Origin of the sequence: Acinetobacter sp. ABJ_C4_1, from assembly GCF_044538495.1 — a bacterium.
In the GTDB taxonomy this organism is placed as follows: domain Bacteria; phylum Pseudomonadota; class Gammaproteobacteria; order Pseudomonadales; family Moraxellaceae; genus Acinetobacter; species Acinetobacter nosocomialis_A.
The window spans coordinates 153813-170412 of record NZ_JBIUCQ010000002.1; the positions used below are offsets into that span (position 1 = coordinate 153813).

The 16600-nt window shown below is 39.8% G+C and carries 17 protein-coding genes; 3 read left to right on the forward strand and 14 right to left on the reverse strand.

Features of this window, described 5'->3' with window-relative positions; all coding sequences use genetic code 11:
- Positions 1-38: 38 nt before the first annotated feature.
- From ACIF8R_RS03605 to ACIF8R_RS03640, 8 genes are read right to left on the reverse strand one after another with little or no spacing between them, the layout of a single operon-like run.
- Positions 39-320: a gamma-butyrobetaine hydroxylase-like domain-containing protein gene (locus ACIF8R_RS03605; RefSeq protein WP_001167096.1), complete on the reverse strand. Its 282-nt coding sequence runs from the start codon at positions 318-320 to the stop codon at positions 39-41.
- On the reverse strand, positions 304-1302 hold the full coding sequence (locus ACIF8R_RS03610) for a HEAT repeat domain-containing protein (protein WP_396479148.1): 999 nt from the start codon (positions 1300-1302) through the stop codon (positions 304-306). Before ACIF8R_RS03610 ends, ACIF8R_RS03605 begins: the two co-directional genes overlap by 17 nt.
- Positions 1299-2138, reverse strand: a complete 840-nt coding sequence (locus ACIF8R_RS03615) for an ABC transporter ATP-binding protein (RefSeq protein WP_396479150.1) — start codon at positions 2136-2138, stop codon at positions 1299-1301. Before ACIF8R_RS03615 ends, ACIF8R_RS03610 begins: the two co-directional genes overlap by 4 nt.
- A gap of 1 nt (position 2139) precedes the next feature.
- Entirely contained in the window at positions 2140-2994 is an 855-nt protein-coding gene (locus tag ACIF8R_RS03620; RefSeq protein ID WP_272326301.1) for an ABC transporter permease, read from the reverse strand.
- Between the two features lie 34 nt (positions 2995-3028).
- Complete coding sequence (locus tag ACIF8R_RS03625) at positions 3029-4459, reverse strand: ABC transporter substrate-binding protein (protein ID WP_396479152.1); 1431 nt, start codon at positions 4457-4459, stop codon at positions 3029-3031.
- Positions 4460-4478: 19 nt separating this feature from the next.
- Complete coding sequence (locus tag ACIF8R_RS03630) at positions 4479-4724, reverse strand: ferredoxin family protein (protein WP_004739001.1); 246 nt, start codon at positions 4722-4724, stop codon at positions 4479-4481.
- Positions 4725-4744: 20 nt separating this feature from the next.
- A complete protein-coding gene (locus ACIF8R_RS03635) occupies positions 4745-6478 on the reverse strand; it encodes a fumarate reductase/succinate dehydrogenase flavoprotein subunit (protein WP_396479154.1) in 1734 nt (577 codons plus the stop codon).
- Positions 6479-6506: 28 nt separating this feature from the next.
- The gene (locus ACIF8R_RS03640; RefSeq protein WP_000080816.1) at positions 6507-7250 is read right to left on the reverse strand and encodes a GntR family transcriptional regulator; all 744 of its coding nucleotides are present in this window, start codon (positions 7248-7250) and stop codon (positions 6507-6509) included.
- A gap of 241 nt (positions 7251-7491) precedes the next feature.
- On the opposite strand from ACIF8R_RS03640, the gene chrA reads away from it, so the two are divergent.
- Positions 7492-8841 (forward strand): chromate efflux transporter, encoded by a 1350-nt coding sequence (gene chrA / locus ACIF8R_RS03645; RefSeq protein WP_001186397.1) that lies wholly within the window; start codon positions 7492-7494, stop codon positions 8839-8841.
- 83 nt (positions 8842-8924) lie between these two features.
- Here the strand turns inward: chrA and ACIF8R_RS03650 are convergent, their stop codons facing one another.
- Entirely contained in the window at positions 8925-9533 is a 609-nt protein-coding gene (locus ACIF8R_RS03650; protein WP_000771649.1) for an FMN-dependent NADH-azoreductase, read from the reverse strand.
- 95 nt (positions 9534-9628) lie between these two features.
- On the opposite strand from ACIF8R_RS03650, the gene ACIF8R_RS03655 reads away from it, so the two are divergent.
- Positions 9629-10024 carry a helix-turn-helix domain-containing protein gene (locus ACIF8R_RS03655; protein ID WP_001983845.1) on the forward strand — a complete coding sequence of 132 codons (396 nt, stop codon included), beginning with the start codon at positions 9629-9631 and terminating at the stop codon, positions 10022-10024.
- Here the strand turns inward: ACIF8R_RS03655 and ACIF8R_RS03660 are convergent.
- Positions 10021-10875: a helix-turn-helix domain-containing protein gene (locus ACIF8R_RS03660; RefSeq protein WP_000331399.1), complete on the reverse strand. Its 855-nt coding sequence runs from the start codon at positions 10873-10875 to the stop codon at positions 10021-10023. The two genes, ACIF8R_RS03655 and ACIF8R_RS03660, sit on opposite strands and share 4 nt — an antisense overlap.
- Before the next feature lie 166 nt (positions 10876-11041).
- On the opposite strand from ACIF8R_RS03660, the gene ACIF8R_RS03665 reads away from it, so the two are divergent.
- Positions 11042-11959, forward strand: a complete 918-nt coding sequence (locus ACIF8R_RS03665) for a DMT family transporter (protein WP_001023745.1) — start codon at positions 11042-11044, stop codon at positions 11957-11959.
- A gap of 32 nt (positions 11960-11991) precedes the next feature.
- Here ACIF8R_RS03665 and ACIF8R_RS03670 read toward each other — a convergent pair whose 3' ends face one another.
- The 4 genes from ACIF8R_RS03670 to ACIF8R_RS03685 all read right to left on the reverse strand — a co-directional run bounded on the left by ACIF8R_RS03670 (position 11992) and on the right by ACIF8R_RS03685 (position 16509).
- Complete coding sequence (locus ACIF8R_RS03670; RefSeq protein ID WP_396479158.1) at positions 11992-12996, reverse strand: homoserine dehydrogenase; 1005 nt, start codon at positions 12994-12996, stop codon at positions 11992-11994.
- A 108-nt stretch (positions 12997-13104) separates the two neighbouring features.
- Positions 13105-13896, reverse strand: a complete 792-nt coding sequence (locus ACIF8R_RS03675) for a sulfite exporter TauE/SafE family protein (protein WP_396479160.1) — start codon at positions 13894-13896, stop codon at positions 13105-13107.
- Between the two features lie 252 nt (positions 13897-14148).
- Entirely contained in the window at positions 14149-15804 is a 1656-nt protein-coding gene (locus ACIF8R_RS03680; RefSeq protein ID WP_396479162.1) for a TIGR01244 family sulfur transferase, read from the reverse strand.
- 9 nt (positions 15805-15813) lie between these two features.
- Positions 15814-16509, reverse strand: a complete 696-nt coding sequence (locus ACIF8R_RS03685) for an MBL fold metallo-hydrolase (protein ID WP_396479164.1) — start codon at positions 16507-16509, stop codon at positions 15814-15816.
- Between the last annotated feature and the right edge of the window lie 91 nt (positions 16510-16600).

Below are 16600 nucleotides of genomic sequence, written 5' to 3' on the forward strand. Positions count from 1 at the left end.
TAAATAAGATGCCTTCTGTCCCAAGCAGAAGGCATCTTTTAGCTCTTAGCAAATTCTTTTAAAAAAGCCCACGGAAAAATCCCTTTGTCATGCCCATCACTAAAGCAAATTTGGGCACCATAACCTTGATCAAACATAGCTGTCACTTCAACATTTTGATACTCTATTTTAATTTGTTTAATCCGCTTCGCTCGACAAAAGCCACATGGGCAAATTTCCCTTAAACTTTGATGACTCAAACATATGCTTGAGCCATCGGTCCATATAAAGTGAACCTGCTTATTTATAGTGTCGACACGGATATCAGGTCTGATTTGCATACTTCACCTCACCAATTTGATTTAATCCAATACGAATCGCTTTTCGTACTTCAGGATCTGGATCATTTTGATGTTGTTCCAATAACGTTTGAGCTTCTGATGTGCCAATTTCACCGAGTGCTAAAGCGACCTCTTTACGTAAATTGCTAATTTCATGCTTAAAGTTTTCAGTCAAATGAGCAACTGCCAGATATGATTTAATTAGTCCCAAGCTCCGTACTGCTGCAATACGTACTTGCCAATACAAATCTGATACAGCATGAATTAAAGGAGCTTCGAGCTGAACAATACGTAATTTTCCAATCGTAAGTGCAGCTTCCACTCTTAGTTGCCAACTTTCCGAAGTTAAAGAATGTTGAAGTGCTTGGATCACCTCAGCTGATATGCTCTGACTATAAGCCAAACCACCTGTTGCAATACGGCGGACCTCATCATCTATATCTGTTTCAGCTGTTTTTGCCAATATCGTAATCGCTTGGTCTTGCTGTAACCAACTTAATGCACTGACTGCCTCACGGCGCACAAGAACATCTTCATGATCTACCAAAGCAGATATCTCTGTGAATAATTGCTGTGGTCGTAAAGGTTTTAAAGCACGTAAAATTGCAGTAAGAGCAAAAGTATCCGTATGCTTTAAATAAGGCGCAAGGATCGGGGCTGATGCCGCATTTTTCACTTCACTTAAACTTTGACTAGCAGCTTGTCTAACATTCACATCTGTATCAAATAAGGCTTGAGCCAATACTTGTAAACTGGTTGGATCCTCCCAACTTTCTAACTTTTTTGCCGCCTCTTCACGAACTAAAGCTGAAGAGTCGTGTTGCAGTGCCGCATGTAACCAAGGAAGTAAATCCGGATTTTCTTCATCACCAATATTCATTAAAGCAACAAAGCGTATCTTTTCATCTTCGTGATTAAGCTGTGCAAGAAATTCCTGATTATATTCATCGAGGTTGTCTAAAGCTTGATAATAAAAACTCATTCGTATTCCTTAATTTGTGATTTCTTTCCAAGCCCTAATGGATTTAAACGGCTTAACTCTTCTTGTTGAGTAGCTTCTTTTAAAGTCTGGATGCAATGTTTTTTAATGGCGGTAAATTCACTACTTGTTACAAGCTCAACGTCTCGTGGACGTTCAAACTTAAGCGGAATTTCTTCAATAATTCGCCCCGGTCGATGGCTCATAATCAACACTCGGTCAGCTAAAAAAAGTGCCTCATCAATATCGTGGGTAATAAATAAAACCGACGTTTGGATTTCTTGCCAAATTTCGAGTAATAGCATTTGCATTTTTAAACGAGTTTGAGCATCTAAGGCACCAAAAGGCTCATCCATTAATAAAATGCGAGGTTGATTAATCAATACTCTCGCAATTTCAACTCGTTGCTGCATGCCACCAGAAAGTTCAGCTGGAAATTTATGTTCAAAACCTTTAAGTCCGACCAGATCAATCATTTTCTGAGCTTGCTCAATACGCTTTTGTTTGGCGATGCCTTTCATTTTTAAACCAAAGGCAATATTTTCAAGCACGCTTTTCCATGGAAATAAGGTATGTTGCTGGAACACTAAACCTCTGTCTGGATGCGGTTCGAGGATAGATTCATCATCGACCGTTAAAGACCCAGAACTAATCGGTAAATGCCCTGCCAAAGCACCTAATAATGTAGATTTACCGCAACCAGATGGGCCAAGTAGACATATAAACTCGCCCGGTTGTATTTCGAAATTAACCCGATCTAATGCCTGAAAACGATTTTTAGCTTGCCCTAAATGTAGCGATAGATTTTGAATACGTACATGGCCTTGTGTAACTGACATTTTAAGACTTCCTTAATTGATACCATGGAGTAAATCGGTTTCCAATCACACGCACCAATGTACTGCTAAACATACCTAACACTCCGATCAGCACCATGCCAACCACGATATTGCTATAGTTTTGCAAGGTGAAAGATTCCCATGTGAAGTATCCAATTCCATGTTGCCCCGAAATCATTTCGGCAGTCACTAAACAGAACCAACAAGTGCCCATTCCAATAGATAAACCCGTAATAATGTTCGGTAATGCGCCCGGAATAATGACTTCATGAATAATGGCAAGATCAGAAGCACCCAGACTTTTCGCTGACGCAACGAGCCTTGGGTCAACTGCACCAACGCCATGTACGGTGTTTAATAAAATTGGAAATAAAGCCCCAATAAAGGTAATAAAAATCATAGACGCTTCTGAGGATGGAAAAATCAGAATTGCTAAAGGAATCCATGCAACTGCTGGTATTGGACGTAATACTTCTAATGGTGGCATTAGAAAGGCAGCCAGTTTTTGGTAACGTCCTGCCAACAAACCAATACCTACACCAATTAGAGCCGCAAGCACAAAACCAATCACTACACGAAACACGCTGGATTCAACATGTTCAAACGCAGTGCTAAGTTGAAAGAAAGCCCATAATGCATGAATGACATCTAAAGGTGTTGGTACATTGCTAAAGTTCACAAAGCCTAAATTTATTTTAAACTGAGCAAGTCCTTGCCAAATGACTATCCAAAAAGCTATAGATGTGAAAGCAATCACATGGCTTTTTAAACGCGCTGGATATGATCTCAACTGCTGAAAAAATTTAGTCAAAAATGTACTTTGGTTTTTAGGTTTTGTTTGGACCAAACTACTCATTCGTCACCTCCTGCTCATTAGGTAAGACAACACATCAGCTCTGTTTTACAAGCTGAATAGCTTTAAAGTCATATACTTTTCCACCCTGTTGTTTAGCCCATTTTTCAGCATCATCTTTTAATAAAAAGGCTTGAATTTGTCCTGCTTTGTCTGTGGCATACCATGCTAAATTAGCAAGTAACTTAATGTCGGACTGATGATCTTGGCTATAAACCACACGCACCGTTTTTCCATCGGCTTGTATTTTCTTTAAATCAGAAAAAGCATGCTCAGGCGTTTCGTAGCTACGAACTTTTTCTTCACCCGTTACCCAAATTTGAGTCACCCGATCAAATGTTTTGATGGGTTGGCCAGTTAAAGCGTCATTGGCAACCAAAGGTGATTTTGTATAGTCAGCCAATTGCTGGCTGTAATTAAGTCCAGATGCTTGAAATGCGTCCTTAATATATTGGTCATCAATAAATTTATTTACATCAAGCGTACCGTCGTTTTTTCCTAAAACTTTTAAGGTATCTATCGCAATTTGAGTCGCTTTTCGATATTCAGGTTTCCACGTTAAGTCACGAGTTTGCAGACCTAAAGGGCCATGAAATAGATAAACAACTTCGGCAGGAATACCTGTTTTTTCAGCAATAAGTTCACTATATTTTTCTGGCTGTTCCTGAATCAGACGATTCGCTTCAATAGTTGCTTGTAAATAGGCTTTTATAACTTCTGGATGCTGCTGTGCATAATCCTTGCTCGCAAGTGATCCATGAAATGTAGGTGATTTTGCTTGTGAACCATCATAGATTTTTTTAGCAAAACCTTGGTAAGCAAATAACTCTCCAAATGGTACGAAGTCAGCATGCGCAGCAATCTTATGACTTTTTAACGCAGGCCCTGCCACCTCTGGCGCCTGAGCAATTACTTTAATATCTTTATCAAGTTGCCAGCCTTCAGCTTGAATCGCTCGTAGCAACAGTCCATGAGCAGTTGAGGCAAAAGGTACGGAAATGGTTTGTCCTTTTAGTTCTTTCAGTGAGGTCACTTTTGAGTCAATTGGAACAACAATCGCATTACCGCTACCATTAACACTGCCTGACAATGGCGCTAAAAATATGCTTTCTTTCCCAGCTTTTTTAAATGCCGCTAAATTATTAACCGCAGGAAAGTCGGCCATTGCTCCCAAATCTAAACGCCCAGCCACCATCTCACTGGTAAGTGGTGCACCAGAGGTAAAGTTTTTCCATTGAATGTCATATTTAACGTGTTTGTATTTACCATCTTTAGGCAAATATTTTGGTAATAAATTTAATTCACGAATCAGCAACCCACCTGTTGCACAGTTAATGGTCGTGTCTTGTGTACCAATGGCTATACGCACAGTTTCTGTTTTACTGCCGCACCCCAAAGTGCCGAGTACCATGGCACCAATTAAGCTACTGAGTAATAGTTTTTTATTGATCAATTTATTTTGTCTCATGTTACGTATTCCAAATTAATTATTTGAGTAGGTATGGGATATTTACTTTGACTGCATCTGTTGGGCAGTCCTTTTCACAAGGCATGCAATACCAACATTCATCAAATTGCATATAAGCTTTTTGGGTTATTGGATCGATTGCCAATAAATCCATTGGACAAACATCTACACAGACTGTGCATCCTTTATCAGCAATACATTTATCTTCATCGATAATGACGGGTGCGACAGTACGGTGCTGTACTTCTTTAAAAATAAAAGCCATGATTTGAGTTCCTGATTTATTTAGTCTGCTAGAGCAACATCTTTTTGAATACGTAAACGGTCATACGACACAGCTTCATCTTGATTAATCGGAACCACATAAGGCTCGATTGGCTTTTTGAAACTGACCATGTTGCCGTGTTCATCTTTTTTCAAATGCGCGTGACAGAACCAATCCGAGTTATTCTTTTGAGGGAAATCTGCTCTATAATGGTACAGTCCCCAGCGGCTTTCTTCTCTAAACAATGAAGCTCTAGCTGCCATTTCCGCACAATCTCGAATAAAAGAAACTTCAGCGGCACGCATCAGCTCATGTGGGTTTCTGGCAGAAATTCGCTTAATATCCTGTTTAATTTCTTCAAAGCGCTTGAGCCCAATTTGCATTTTTTGGCGAGTTTTAGGAGGCTGCAAATAGTCATTTACAAAACGGCGCAGCTTATATTCCACTTGTTCTGGAGGTAAACCTTCTGAGCAATCCAGTGGCGCAAATATTCGAGCTTTTTCTGCTTCTATTTCGCTTTGGTTTAATTCACTATCTTCAACTGCATTCACGTATTGCGCGGCATTTACACCTGCAAACCATCCGTAGGTAAATGCACCAAGCATATAATTGTGAGGTACAGCAGCCATATCGCCAGCACTATATAATCCTTTAACTGAAGTCTCAGCTTTTTCATTGACCCATACGCCAGAAGCGCTGTGCCCGCTACAGAAACCAATTTCTGAAATATGCATTTCCACCATATCTTGACGGTAATTGGTTCCTCGGCCCTCATGAAAACGTCCACGGCTTGGGCGCTCATTGGTATGCAAGATTTCTTCGATGGTTTGAATGGTTTCTTCGGCCAGATGATCTACTTTTAAATAAACAGGACCATTACCACTTTCCAGTTCTTGGTAAAACTCCCACATCATTTGACCACTCCAGTAGTCACATTCAATGAAACGTTCACCTTTACTGTTGGCGGTATAACCTCCTAAAGGACCAGTCACATAGGCACAAGCTGGGCCGTTATAGTCTTTAATCAATGGATTAATCTGGAAGCATTCTAAGTTGGCAAGCTCAGCACCTGCATGGTATGCCATTGCATAGCCGTCACCTGCATTGGTTGGGTTTTCATAAGTACCCATTAAATAGCCGGAAGCTGGCAAACCTAAACGTCCTGCGGCACCACAACATAAAATGGCAGCTTTCGTTTTAATGATATAGAAATCGCCACTACGACAATCAAAACCGACTACACCATTGATTGCACCTTGCTCATTTTTTAAAAGTTTTGTGGTGACAATCCGATTATTAATTTTGACTTGAGCACGCTTTAATTGACGGTATAAAACTTTTTTAACGTCATGACCTTCAGGCATAGGTAAAACATATGCCCCCATGTGATGTACTTTTTTTACTGCAAATTCACCCGTCTCATCTTTTTCAAACTTAATACCCCATTGATCGAGCTGTTGAATGGTTGTAAAACTATGCTTTGCATATGCATATACAGTGGTTTGGTTAACTACCCCATCATTAGCAATGGTAATTTCTTTGGTGTATTGCTCAGGTGTTGCATAGCCCGGAATGACAGCATTATTCAGCCCATCCATTCCCATTGAAATCGCCCCACTGCGCTTTACATTCGCTTTTTCAATGAGCAAGACTTTTAAATTCGGGTTTTCTTGCTTGGCTTTAATCGCAGCCATTGGCCCTGCAGTTCCACCACCAATCACCACAATATCGAACTCAAGATATTTATTTTCCATTGAATATTCCTTATTTTTATTTGAGTGATTAACGATGAATACGTAAACGGTACTGGAAGGTATCGCCCGAGAAATAGAGATATTCATAGTCAATCGGTTGACCATTTGCATCATGAGTCAAACGTTCGACCCGTAATACCGGAGTTCCGATTTCGACTTGCAACAAAGCCGCTAATTCTTCATCCGCTACCGTGGCATCAATGCTTAAATCCGCATGTCCCAAAGGAATATCGCACTCTTGTTCTAATGCCTTGAAAATATCGGTTGTACGTAAATCAATCGCTTTCTCTTTAAGCTTCAAACCAATATGTTCAGGCAAATAAGTCAACTCATACGACACTGGCTGACGGTTGAGTAAACGGACACGTTGAATTTCATACACATTGGCTTTAACAGGTAACTTTAATTTGGGCACAACGTGCATCGGGATCTGCTTAAGCTCGGCGGAGATGACACGGTTTAAAATTTCGTGACCAGCAGATGACATTGCTTCTGCAAAACCTTGCAAACTTGAGATGTTCTGGAACGTTTTTGGCTTGCTTACAAAGGTCCCTTTACCTGGCACCTTAAAAATATAGCCTTCCAACTGTAATTGGTTGAGCGCTTGCCGAACTGTAATTCGACTTACACCAAATTGTTCAGCAAACTCGTTTTCAGATGGAATTTGGCTCAGTACGGCATATTCACCATTTACAATTTTGTTAAGGATGAGTTCCCTTAATTGATCGTAAAGAGGCTTGTGATTTTTGGGATCTTGGGGTAGCTGGCTCACGGCTCACAACCTGTTATAACAACTTGAGCAAATAATGTTTAAAATGTTTCAGCTTTGGAAATAATTTAAAGCGATAACTTTAGTTAAAAAAATAATTTCATTGATTATCAATAAATTAATAAATAGTTATCTATAAAAGTTGAATGGTTATCATAAAAAATACATTTGTGTTTGTTATGCTATAAAACATACTCCGTTATGCCATAAACGTAAAAATTAATATTATTTTTTAGGGGATAATATGCAACAAAAACAATTAAATACCCCTGATGATTCAGTGGAACAAGTCACCTTCTGGCAAGCCTTCTTATTTTGGCTCAAGCTTGGTTTTATTAGCTTTGGGGGACCAGCTGGACAAATCGCTGTGATGCATCAGGAACTGGTTGAACAAAAGCGCTGGATATCAGAAAAAAGATTTTTACATGCACTGAACTACTGCATGTTGTTACCCGGTCCTGAAGCGCAGCAGTTAGCAACCTACATTGGTTGGCTTATGCATAGAACTGTGGGAGGATTGGTTGCAGGTATTCTATTTGTATTGCCCTCCTTATTTATTTTAATTGGACTATCTTGGGTTTATATAAAATTTGGAGATGTGCCTGTTATTGCAGGTATCTTTTACGGGATAAAGCCTGCTGTCACTGCAATTGTCTTTCATGCAACTTACCGCATAGGCAGTCGTTCGCTTAAAAATAAGTTTTTATGGGTCGTCGCAATTGCAGCGTTTTTTGCCATTTTTGTCTTAAAGCTTCCTTTCCCGCTTATCGTTTTATCAGCAGGTATTGCTGGCTATTTAGCGAGTAAAAAGTACCCAGAACTATTTTCCTCTGCGGGTGGGCATAAAGCTAGTCAAAAAGATTATGGTCCGGCATATATTGATGATGATACCCCAACACCAGAGCACGCTAAATTCCATTGGTCACGGTTAGCCAGACTTATTTTTGTGGCAATCGCTTTATGGTTATTACCAATTTTAGCTTTAGGCGCATATTTTGGATGGCATCATTCCTATACCCAAATGGCTTGGTTTTTCACTAAAGCTGCGCTGCTTACGTTTGGGGGCGCTTACGCGGTTTTACCTTATGTCTATCAAGGGGCTGTCAATCATTTTGGTTGGCTTTCACCTACACAAATGATTGATGGATTGGCACTTGGTGAAACTACACCCGGTCCACTAATTATGGTCGTTGCCTTTGTTGGTTTTTTAGGAGGCGTTAATCATTCATTACTAGGCTCTGAGCATTTATTTTTTGCTGGAGCACTCGGTGCTGTTATTGTGACTTGGTTTACCTTTCTATTTTCATTTGTCTTTATTTTTGCGGGTGCACCGATTATTGAATCTACACATAACGAAATTAAATTTACTGCACCCCTCACTGCAATTACCGCGGCTGTGGTCGGTGTCATTTTAAATTTAGCACTATTTTTTAGTTATCACGTGTTATGGCCACAGGGTTTTTCAGGCCATTTTGATATTGTCGCGGCCCTCATTACTGTAGCTGCATTTATTGCTTTATTCCGATTTAACATTAACGTGCTGTATGTCATTTTTGCTTCGGCACTGGTTGGGCTCGCAGTCACTTTCTTTTAGTTATTTACTGATTGAATTGATTTTTCAAAATCATAATCTCAATAAGGCCGAACAGTTCCTTTACTGTTCGGCTATTTATATTTTTAACCCGCTAACTGGGCAATTTGCGCTGCTGCATTATCTAAGGCAGCTTGACGTGCTTCTGGTCCGAAAGCGATTCCTTCGGCGCGCACAAAAGTGATATCAGTCACCCCAATAAAATTGAAAAACGCTTTGATATAAGTTTCTTGATAGTCTAAAGCTTCGGCTGGTGAACCTTCTGAATACACACCACCACGCGAAGAAGCAATAATGACACGTTTCCCCTCTACTAAACCTTGAGGACCGTTTTCCGTGTAACGGAATGTTTTACCAGCAACAGATAGACGGTCAAGCCACGCTTTTAACTGTGATGGGAAGCTAAAGTTATACATAGGTGCGCCAATTACAACGATATCTGAAGATAAGAACTCATCCAAATATTGGGTGTTTCTTGCAACACGTTGTTGCGCTGTTTCATTATTAGGTTCAACACCTTGCCATGCTAAAAACTCAGCATCAGACAAATGAGGAATTGGCTCTAAAGCAAAATCGTGATGAATAATTTCTGCATCTGGATAAGCTGTGCTGAGCTGACGAATAACAGATGAGGTGAGTTGGCGGCTAACAGACTGCTCACCTAAAATACTTGTGTCAATTTGAAGTAGTTTCATCGCTTATACCTACAGTATAAAATTGTTACTTGAGCTAATTATGTTACTACTATTATTCTTATGCACAAGAAGGCACATTTAGGGAACCAAGTAATATGACTGTAACCATACCTCATGATATTCAGAGTTCAGATTGCCAAAGAGTCAGTCAAGTGTTGGCTAGAGTTGGAGAGAAATGGAGTATACTCATTGTAATGACACTTGCATCACATCCTCATCGCTTTTCTGAAATAAAGAGACGTATCAATGGAATATCGCAGCGTATGCTTACCTTATGTTTGCGTGGTTTAGAACGAGATGGGTTGGTTAAACGTACGGTTTATCCTGTAGTTCCACCTCATGTTGAATATGAATTAACTCCATTGGGCCATTCACTTACAGAGCCTGTAATTGCTTTAGGCCAATGGGCTCAGCAGCATATTGCAGATATTGATGCGGCAAGAGCTGCATTTGACGCAGCTCAGGAGAAACCAATTACATTAGACACTTAACGTAACTGCGAAGGACTTATGCCATAAAATTGTTTAAAGCGATGACTTAAATGGCTTGCTGAACTAAACCCACATACTAGGGCAATATCTTGCAAAGAAAGCTGAGATGACTGAATTAGTCCTTTGGCCTTAGTTAAGCGTCTTTGCATGACATATTGGTGAGGCGCCATATTCATGGACTGTTTAAACATATGAGCAAAATGGTATTCGCTTAAATTCACAACATTCGCCAAATCAGACAAAGTGAGTGCCTGATCTAGATGATCTTCAATCCATTCCTGAATATATTTGAGTTTATGGGGTGCCAGTCCGCCCTTGATAGTAGGCTGTTGCCATTGAACACTGCTATATTTTCGAATTAAGTGATTCAACAATAAACTTGCCGTTGTACTCATTTGCAAATGATTTGAAGAATCTTGCCAATCGCAATCTAACAAGAAGAATTGATATAACGCCCGAATCCGTTCATCATCATTAAATACAACTTCGTTTAGTTCAATTTGATTCGGCTCTTTGTCCCATATTTTTTCAGCAACATCACGCAAATGTTGGTCGGTGTAGTACAAGTGGACAAATTTAAGCCCACCACGTATGTCCCAAGTTGACTCCTGATGTTCGGGCAATAGGCAAAAACGTCCCGGCCCACCACCATTTTTCCAGCCCGCAGGTGTTTTTTGATAGCTTTCATAACCATCTTGAATATAAAGACTTAAAGTGTGGTGATCGCTACAGACACTTACACGATCTTGCTGATTAGACCAAAATGCAAGTTGCATATTTTCATCAAGCACCACAGTTTCGTGAAGCTTGGCTTTAGACTGCTGCAGCTGTTCTAAAGTTTGATAAGCCATGCAAAATTAAAACAAATATGATTGATCTTAAGTTAACCATATTCAGCAAAATTCAGCTAGTTTAGATCTATAAAAAACGCAAGATCTTGCATGTAGAACACAAGAATATATACGTGAAAAATGAAGCATTCCTAGATACTTAAGTTTGGTAATCGAGGATGAAGTTATGAATATTTTACTCTATGTTGCGGTGGTGTTGATTTGGGGAACAACATGGATTGGAATTGCCGTTCAAAGCCATTATGCAACACCCGTTGTCGCAATTTTATGGCGCTTTGCTATTTCAGCCTTATTACTTTGGGTTGTTTTACTATTTTCAGGAAAATTACAGCGAATTGCTTTAAAAGATCATTTGTTCTGTATGCTGCAAGGACTTTGTGTTTTTGGTCTAAACTTTATTTGTTTTTATACCGCCGTTAAATATGTAAATAGCGGTTTAGAGTCTGTCATTTTTTCGATGGCCGTTTTCTTTAATGCCATTAATGCGCTTATCTTTTTTAAGCAGAAACCTTCCCCAAACTTTGCACCAGCTGCACTTTTGGGCCTAAGTGGTATTGTTTTACTGTTTTGGCATGACCTGATTAATAGCCAGTTTAATGCGCAGTTATTAATGGGTATTGGGCTATGTGCAATAGGCACTTACGGTTTTTCTTTAGGGAACATGATTAGTGTTAGACACCAAAAACGTGGTCTAAATATCTTTTCAACAAACTGTTATGCCATGACTTATGGCGCATTGGTGATGTTAATTCTGGCATTATTTACAGGACAAGATTTAATGCCGCCGATGAATTTCCCATTTTTAAGCTCGGTACTATACTTGGCTGTATTCGGTACGGTTATTGGGTTTTCAGCTTATTTTTCTCTGGTCGGACGAATTGGTGCAGCCAAAGCAGCCTATAGCACGTTGCTCTTTCCTTTAGTTGCTCTAACAGTTTCTACTTTCTTTGAAGGATATGAGTGGACTTTAAATGCTGTATTTGGAATTTTACTCATCTTACTTGGTAACTACTTAATGTTTAGTAAGTTTGAAATTGGAAAGAAGTTATTTAGCAGTCAAAAAAGTTGTGAGAAGCAGGCATAAAAGCCTGCTTTTTTTATAAATCATAATTAATTTTAGCAGCCCGTTTTAAGCATCAACTCAAAATCTTTTAAAGCCGCGGCTGCTGTGGCTAATGGCGCAGATGCCCCTCCACTGACAACAAATTCCCCCATTTCTTGCGTTAACACCCGAATACATTTATTAGAACCTTGCAGATGAGCAAACGGATGATTTGCTGGGACTAACCTTAATTCAACACCTGTTTGAATTTGCTGATTTTTAATATGGATAAAACCAACCAGACGAGGAATTATATTTTCTTTTTTCCAATCACGAATATGTTCAGTCGTAACATGGCTGATTCCTTGTCGTGGAATATCCTGAATTTTTACATCAGCTCCTAAAACAGTATTGGCTAGTATCGTAATTTTTGCAGCAGTATCCCACCCATCTACATCGAAAGAACTGTCAGGTTCCGCAATACCTTTTGCTTGAGCTTTTTCAAGAGATTCTGTAAATGCGCATTCATGTTGCAACATATCATTCAAAATAAAATTCGTGGTGCCTGTAAGCACACCTTCTATTTCTAAAATTTGGCAGCCCGCCAAGTTATATTCAAACAAATCAACCGTCGGTAAAGCTGCAGCAGTTGCACCGCTAAAAAATAGTTTTTTATTCTGCTGATGTGCCAAGTTAATTAATTTTTTACCATCTACGACTAACGCGCCTTTAGATACTGCTATCGCATTCATACTATGTGTTAAAGCATAATTTAAATAAAATAGGCCTTTCCCACCTGTCATATAGTCACTTGGCCCTGTCTCAATAATGACATCTGCTTGAACCTGTTCTAAAAACTTTTGCTCAGTTAGGCCTGTTTGATACTGTGTTTTATCTAGCCACTTTACAGCTTGTAAACCTTCTTGATCAATTAAGCCTGATGATGAGTTACAGACACCCACTAAACGGGCATCAATTTGATATTTTTGTTTATAGTAGGTCGATCGATTTAAAAGAAGCTCTGCAATTTGTTGCCCAATCCGTCCGAAACCACAAATTGCCACATTAATTCGCTTCATTTCACTTTCTCAAAATTTAAATGGTTTAAATCAATTTTCCAAAGATAATTTTAATATCTCATCTTGGAAAAATTGCTACTTATAGAGAAGGTTAAAATACTATATCGCTCAGATATTTGTTAGATTAACAATCTTAATAACCATATAAATTGCGACAGCAAAAACCATTAAAGCAAAGACCTTTTGTACAATTGCAGACGGAATAAACCGAATAGCTCGGCGTCCTAATAACATACCGAATGCACATGCGAGTGCAAACGCACTAGTGATTGCTACTGGATAGTGAAAGCCCTCTGCAATATGCATCACAATACTCATGCCACTAATCAGGAAAATAATCATAAGTGAGGTTGCAACAATGCTATGCATATCCAAATTTGTGACTTTTCTAAGCGCGGGTACAATTACAAAACCGCCTCCAACCCCTAACATCCCCGTTAAAAGCCCAGCAATAATCCCGATGCTTGCAAGCACACCACCAGTTTTAAAATTCCAGATAAAGCGTCCCGTACTTGGGTTGACCTGACACGGCGGGTTATGAAAATCTGAAACTCGGTTACTGATAAGTCGATAGCCCACTGTAAACATGACCAAGCTAAACATTAACATGAGCCAAATAGGTGAAATCGCGTTGGCTATTAAAATGCCGATATGTGCCATAGGAGCACCAATTAAGGCAATCCAGATTGCAGCACGATAACGAACTATCTTTTTAAATAAGCCTTCAATAGTTCCAATGAGTGTAGATAGCGCAACTGCCAATAACCCAATTGGCGCAGCTTGCGCCACGCTCCAGCCTTGACTGGTCATAAGCGCGGGTACAGCAAGAATGCCACCACCCGCACCAGTAAGACCAAGTAAAAAGCCAATCACAATGCCTTCAACGACAAGTAATAACATATTAAAAGCCTAAAATTGCATATACATCGTTTGCAGTAGACTGCTGGTTAATGAGTGAATAGATCTCGTCTTCTTGCGAAGCTTTAGCCGCTTCTCAGGGCAAAGCGTTGCTTTGCTAAACCTCTTCCACTCGAGCACAGCTCTCGTCTTCTTGCGAAGCTTTAGTCGCTTCTCAGGATAAAGCGTTGCTTTGTTTACCCTCTTAACTCGAGCACAGCTCTCGTCTTGCGCTCGTACAAAGCGTTGCTTTGCTTAACCTCGCTCAGGTTTGACCATCCACTCACGGCCCTTGAGCATGCCTTGCCAGTAAATTGGCGGTAAAATCTGCTCTTTAAGCAGCCAAGCCAAACGAGATGGTTTTTGCCCATCAATTACCCATTTTGGAAAACTTGGAAGTAATTTGCCGCCGTAGCCAAACTCAGCCAGAACGATTTTTCCACGCTCTACTGTGAGTGGACATGAGCCATAGCCGTTGTACTCGCAGAAGTTTTGCTCACCTTTGAGCTGGGCTATAACATTAACCGCAACGATCGGAGCTTGTGCCCGTGCCGCAGCAGCAGTTTTGGCATTAGGTGCATTCATCACATCACCTAAAGCAAAAATATTGGCGTGCTGTGTGTGTTGTAGGGTTTGAGGATTCACACTCACCCAGCCGGCTTCATCAGTAAGAGTACTTGCACGAATAAAATCAGGCGCTTGTTGCGGTGGAACAACATGCAACATATCGAAATCTGTTTCGACCAATGCTGCATTTTCATCATTCACCACTTTGAACCATGCTTTCTTTGCAGACCCGTCTACTTTGACAAGTTGATGGTTAAAATGCAGTTCAGTGCCATATTTTTCGACATATTGCATTAGTGCAGGTACATATTCCTTCACACCAAATAAAACAGCACCAGTGTTATAAAAATGGATAGAGATATCTTTAAGTTTGCCTTGCTTTAACCAGTAGTCGGCTGAAAGGTACATCGCTTTTTGAGGAGCACCGGCACATTTAATCGGTATAGGCGGTTGGGTAAAGATTGCTTTTCCACCATTTAGCTGTTGCACCAATTCCCATGTATACGGCGCTAAATCATAACGATAGTTAGACGTCACCCCATTTTTCCCTAAGGTTTCGACTAAGCCTTCAATTCCATGCCAATTCAGTTTTAAACCAGGACAGACGACTAAGGCTTTATATTGAATAGGTTGGCATCCTTCCAAAATAACCTGATTATGCTCAGGGTCGAATCCAGCAACCGCAGCTTTCATCCATTTTACTTTTGAAGGTATCACACTTGTCATTGAGCGTGCGGTTACTTGTGGTTTGAAAATACCGCCGCCAACCATGGTCCAGCCCGGTTGATAATAATGTGTATCTGCGGGATCAATAATGACAATATCTAAATGAGGTTCACGACATAAAAGACTCGAAGCTACAGAAATTCCTGCTGCCCCAGCGCCAACAATCACAACGCTATAACAAGGAATTGTGGCTGGTTCATGATCACGTTTTAAAATACGTGGCACCAAGCTTTTTAAGTTAAACCCAAGCTTATTACCCGACTCAACTAACAGTGCTGCATCTTGTGGAGCAACTTCAGCCAAAGCCCACAAACTGATTGCACGCATACCAGAGCGACAATATGCTAAAACGGGCTTCTGAGCATTCTGATAAAGCTGCTTAAACTCGGTAACTTGTTGATCGGTAATTTTGCCACTGGTCACAGGCTGATAGATTACGTTTAGGCTATGCCGCTGAGCTGCTTCTTCAATTTCAATCACATTGGGTTGATCTGCACCTTCTCCATCTGGTCGGTTACATATCAGTGTTTTTATTCCTTGGTCTGCAATTTTTGCAATATCGTTGGCAGTAATCTGGCCAGCAACATAAAAATCTTGATTAACTCGTTTAAGTTCCATATTGCCACCTTATAATTGTGAAATTGAGCCGCAAGCCTGATTGGCAGGAAGTGCTTTATCGATTTGTTTTGGGTATGGCAGATTTAAGTTATTCATTAATTCAATAAAATCTTCTCGTGAGCGATTCTGACCTAAACGTGAATTTTTTAAACGTTCATAACCAATTGTTGAAGACAAACGACCTTTATAATCGTGTCCCGGATATACAATAGTGTTGTCAGGTAAGCTGAAAAGTTGTTTATGAATACTGTCATAAAGTGTGCCTGCATTACCTTGTTGGAAATCGGTTCGACCGCATCCATCAATTAATAATGCATCACCAGTGAAAACCATGTTTTCAACCAAGTAACTCGTACAAGCATTGGTATGGCCTGGTGTATAGCGTGCTTCAATACTGAGGTTGCCAACTTTAAGCATGCAACCATCAGTAATTAAAATATCTCCGCAATTTACTTCTGAGTTTCTGTGTAAAACCGATTTGCAATGGAAACGTTCACGAAGTAAATTTGCAGCGGTAATATGGTCTGCATGAACATGAGTATCTAAGGTATAGATGAGTGTAAATTGATGCTGCTCTAATTCTTTTGCATAAATCTCAATATCTGATGCGACTGGATCAATTAAAACAGCCTCTCGTGTTTCTTCACACCCAAGCATATATGTATAAGTCGAACTTTCTTTTTCAAAAAACTGCTTAAAGAACATGATTTATACCCTAATAGTTTATTTCTTTCCTATATTTTGCAAATAAGATGCCAATTATTTGAAATTAAATAATAAATATAAAAATCAAATA

What these genes read in the sequence shown, in the direction of transcription:
- ACIF8R_RS03615 (WP_396479150.1), bottom strand. Translation starts at nt 2,138, where the DNA reads ATGTCAGTTACACAAGGCCATGTACGTATTCAAAATCTATCGCTACAT.
- ACIF8R_RS03655 (WP_001983845.1), top strand. Translation starts at nt 9,629, where the DNA reads ATGACTGTAACCATACCTCATGATATTCAGAGTTCAGATTGCCAAAGA.
- ACIF8R_RS03625 (WP_396479152.1), bottom strand. Translation starts at nt 4,459, where the DNA reads ATGAGACAAAATAAATTGATCAATAAAAAACTATTACTCAGTAGCTTA.
- ACIF8R_RS03680 (WP_396479162.1), bottom strand. Translation starts at nt 15,804, where the DNA reads ATGGAACTTAAACGAGTTAATCAAGATTTTTATGTTGCTGGCCAGATT.
- chrA (WP_001186397.1), top strand. Translation starts at nt 7,492, where the DNA reads ATGCAACAAAAACAATTAAATACCCCTGATGATTCAGTGGAACAAGTC.
- ACIF8R_RS03670 (WP_396479158.1), bottom strand. Translation starts at nt 12,996, where the DNA reads ATGAAGCGAATTAATGTGGCAATTTGTGGTTTCGGACGGATTGGGCAA.
- ACIF8R_RS03630 (WP_004739001.1), bottom strand. Translation starts at nt 4,724, where the DNA reads ATGGCTTTTATTTTTAAAGAAGTACAGCACCGTACTGTCGCACCCGTC.
- ACIF8R_RS03675 (WP_396479160.1), bottom strand. Translation starts at nt 13,896, where the DNA reads ATGTTATTACTTGTCGTTGAAGGCATTGTGATTGGCTTTTTACTTGGT.
- ACIF8R_RS03635 (WP_396479154.1), bottom strand. Translation starts at nt 6,478, where the DNA reads ATGGAAAATAAATATCTTGAGTTCGATATTGTGGTGATTGGTGGTGGA.
- ACIF8R_RS03685 (WP_396479164.1), bottom strand. Translation starts at nt 16,509, where the DNA reads ATGTTCTTTAAGCAGTTTTTTGAAAAAGAAAGTTCGACTTATACATAT.
- ACIF8R_RS03610 (WP_396479148.1), bottom strand. Translation starts at nt 1,302, where the DNA reads ATGAGTTTTTATTATCAAGCTTTAGACAACCTCGATGAATATAATCAG.
- ACIF8R_RS03605 (WP_001167096.1), bottom strand. Translation starts at nt 320, where the DNA reads ATGCAAATCAGACCTGATATCCGTGTCGACACTATAAATAAGCAGGTT.
- ACIF8R_RS03620 (WP_272326301.1), bottom strand. Translation starts at nt 2,994, where the DNA reads ATGAGTAGTTTGGTCCAAACAAAACCTAAAAACCAAAGTACATTTTTG.
- ACIF8R_RS03650 (WP_000771649.1), bottom strand. Translation starts at nt 9,533, where the DNA reads ATGAAACTACTTCAAATTGACACAAGTATTTTAGGTGAGCAGTCTGTT.
- ACIF8R_RS03660 (WP_000331399.1), bottom strand. Translation starts at nt 10,875, where the DNA reads ATGGCTTATCAAACTTTAGAACAGCTGCAGCAGTCTAAAGCCAAGCTT.
- ACIF8R_RS03665 (WP_001023745.1), top strand. Translation starts at nt 11,042, where the DNA reads ATGAATATTTTACTCTATGTTGCGGTGGTGTTGATTTGGGGAACAACA.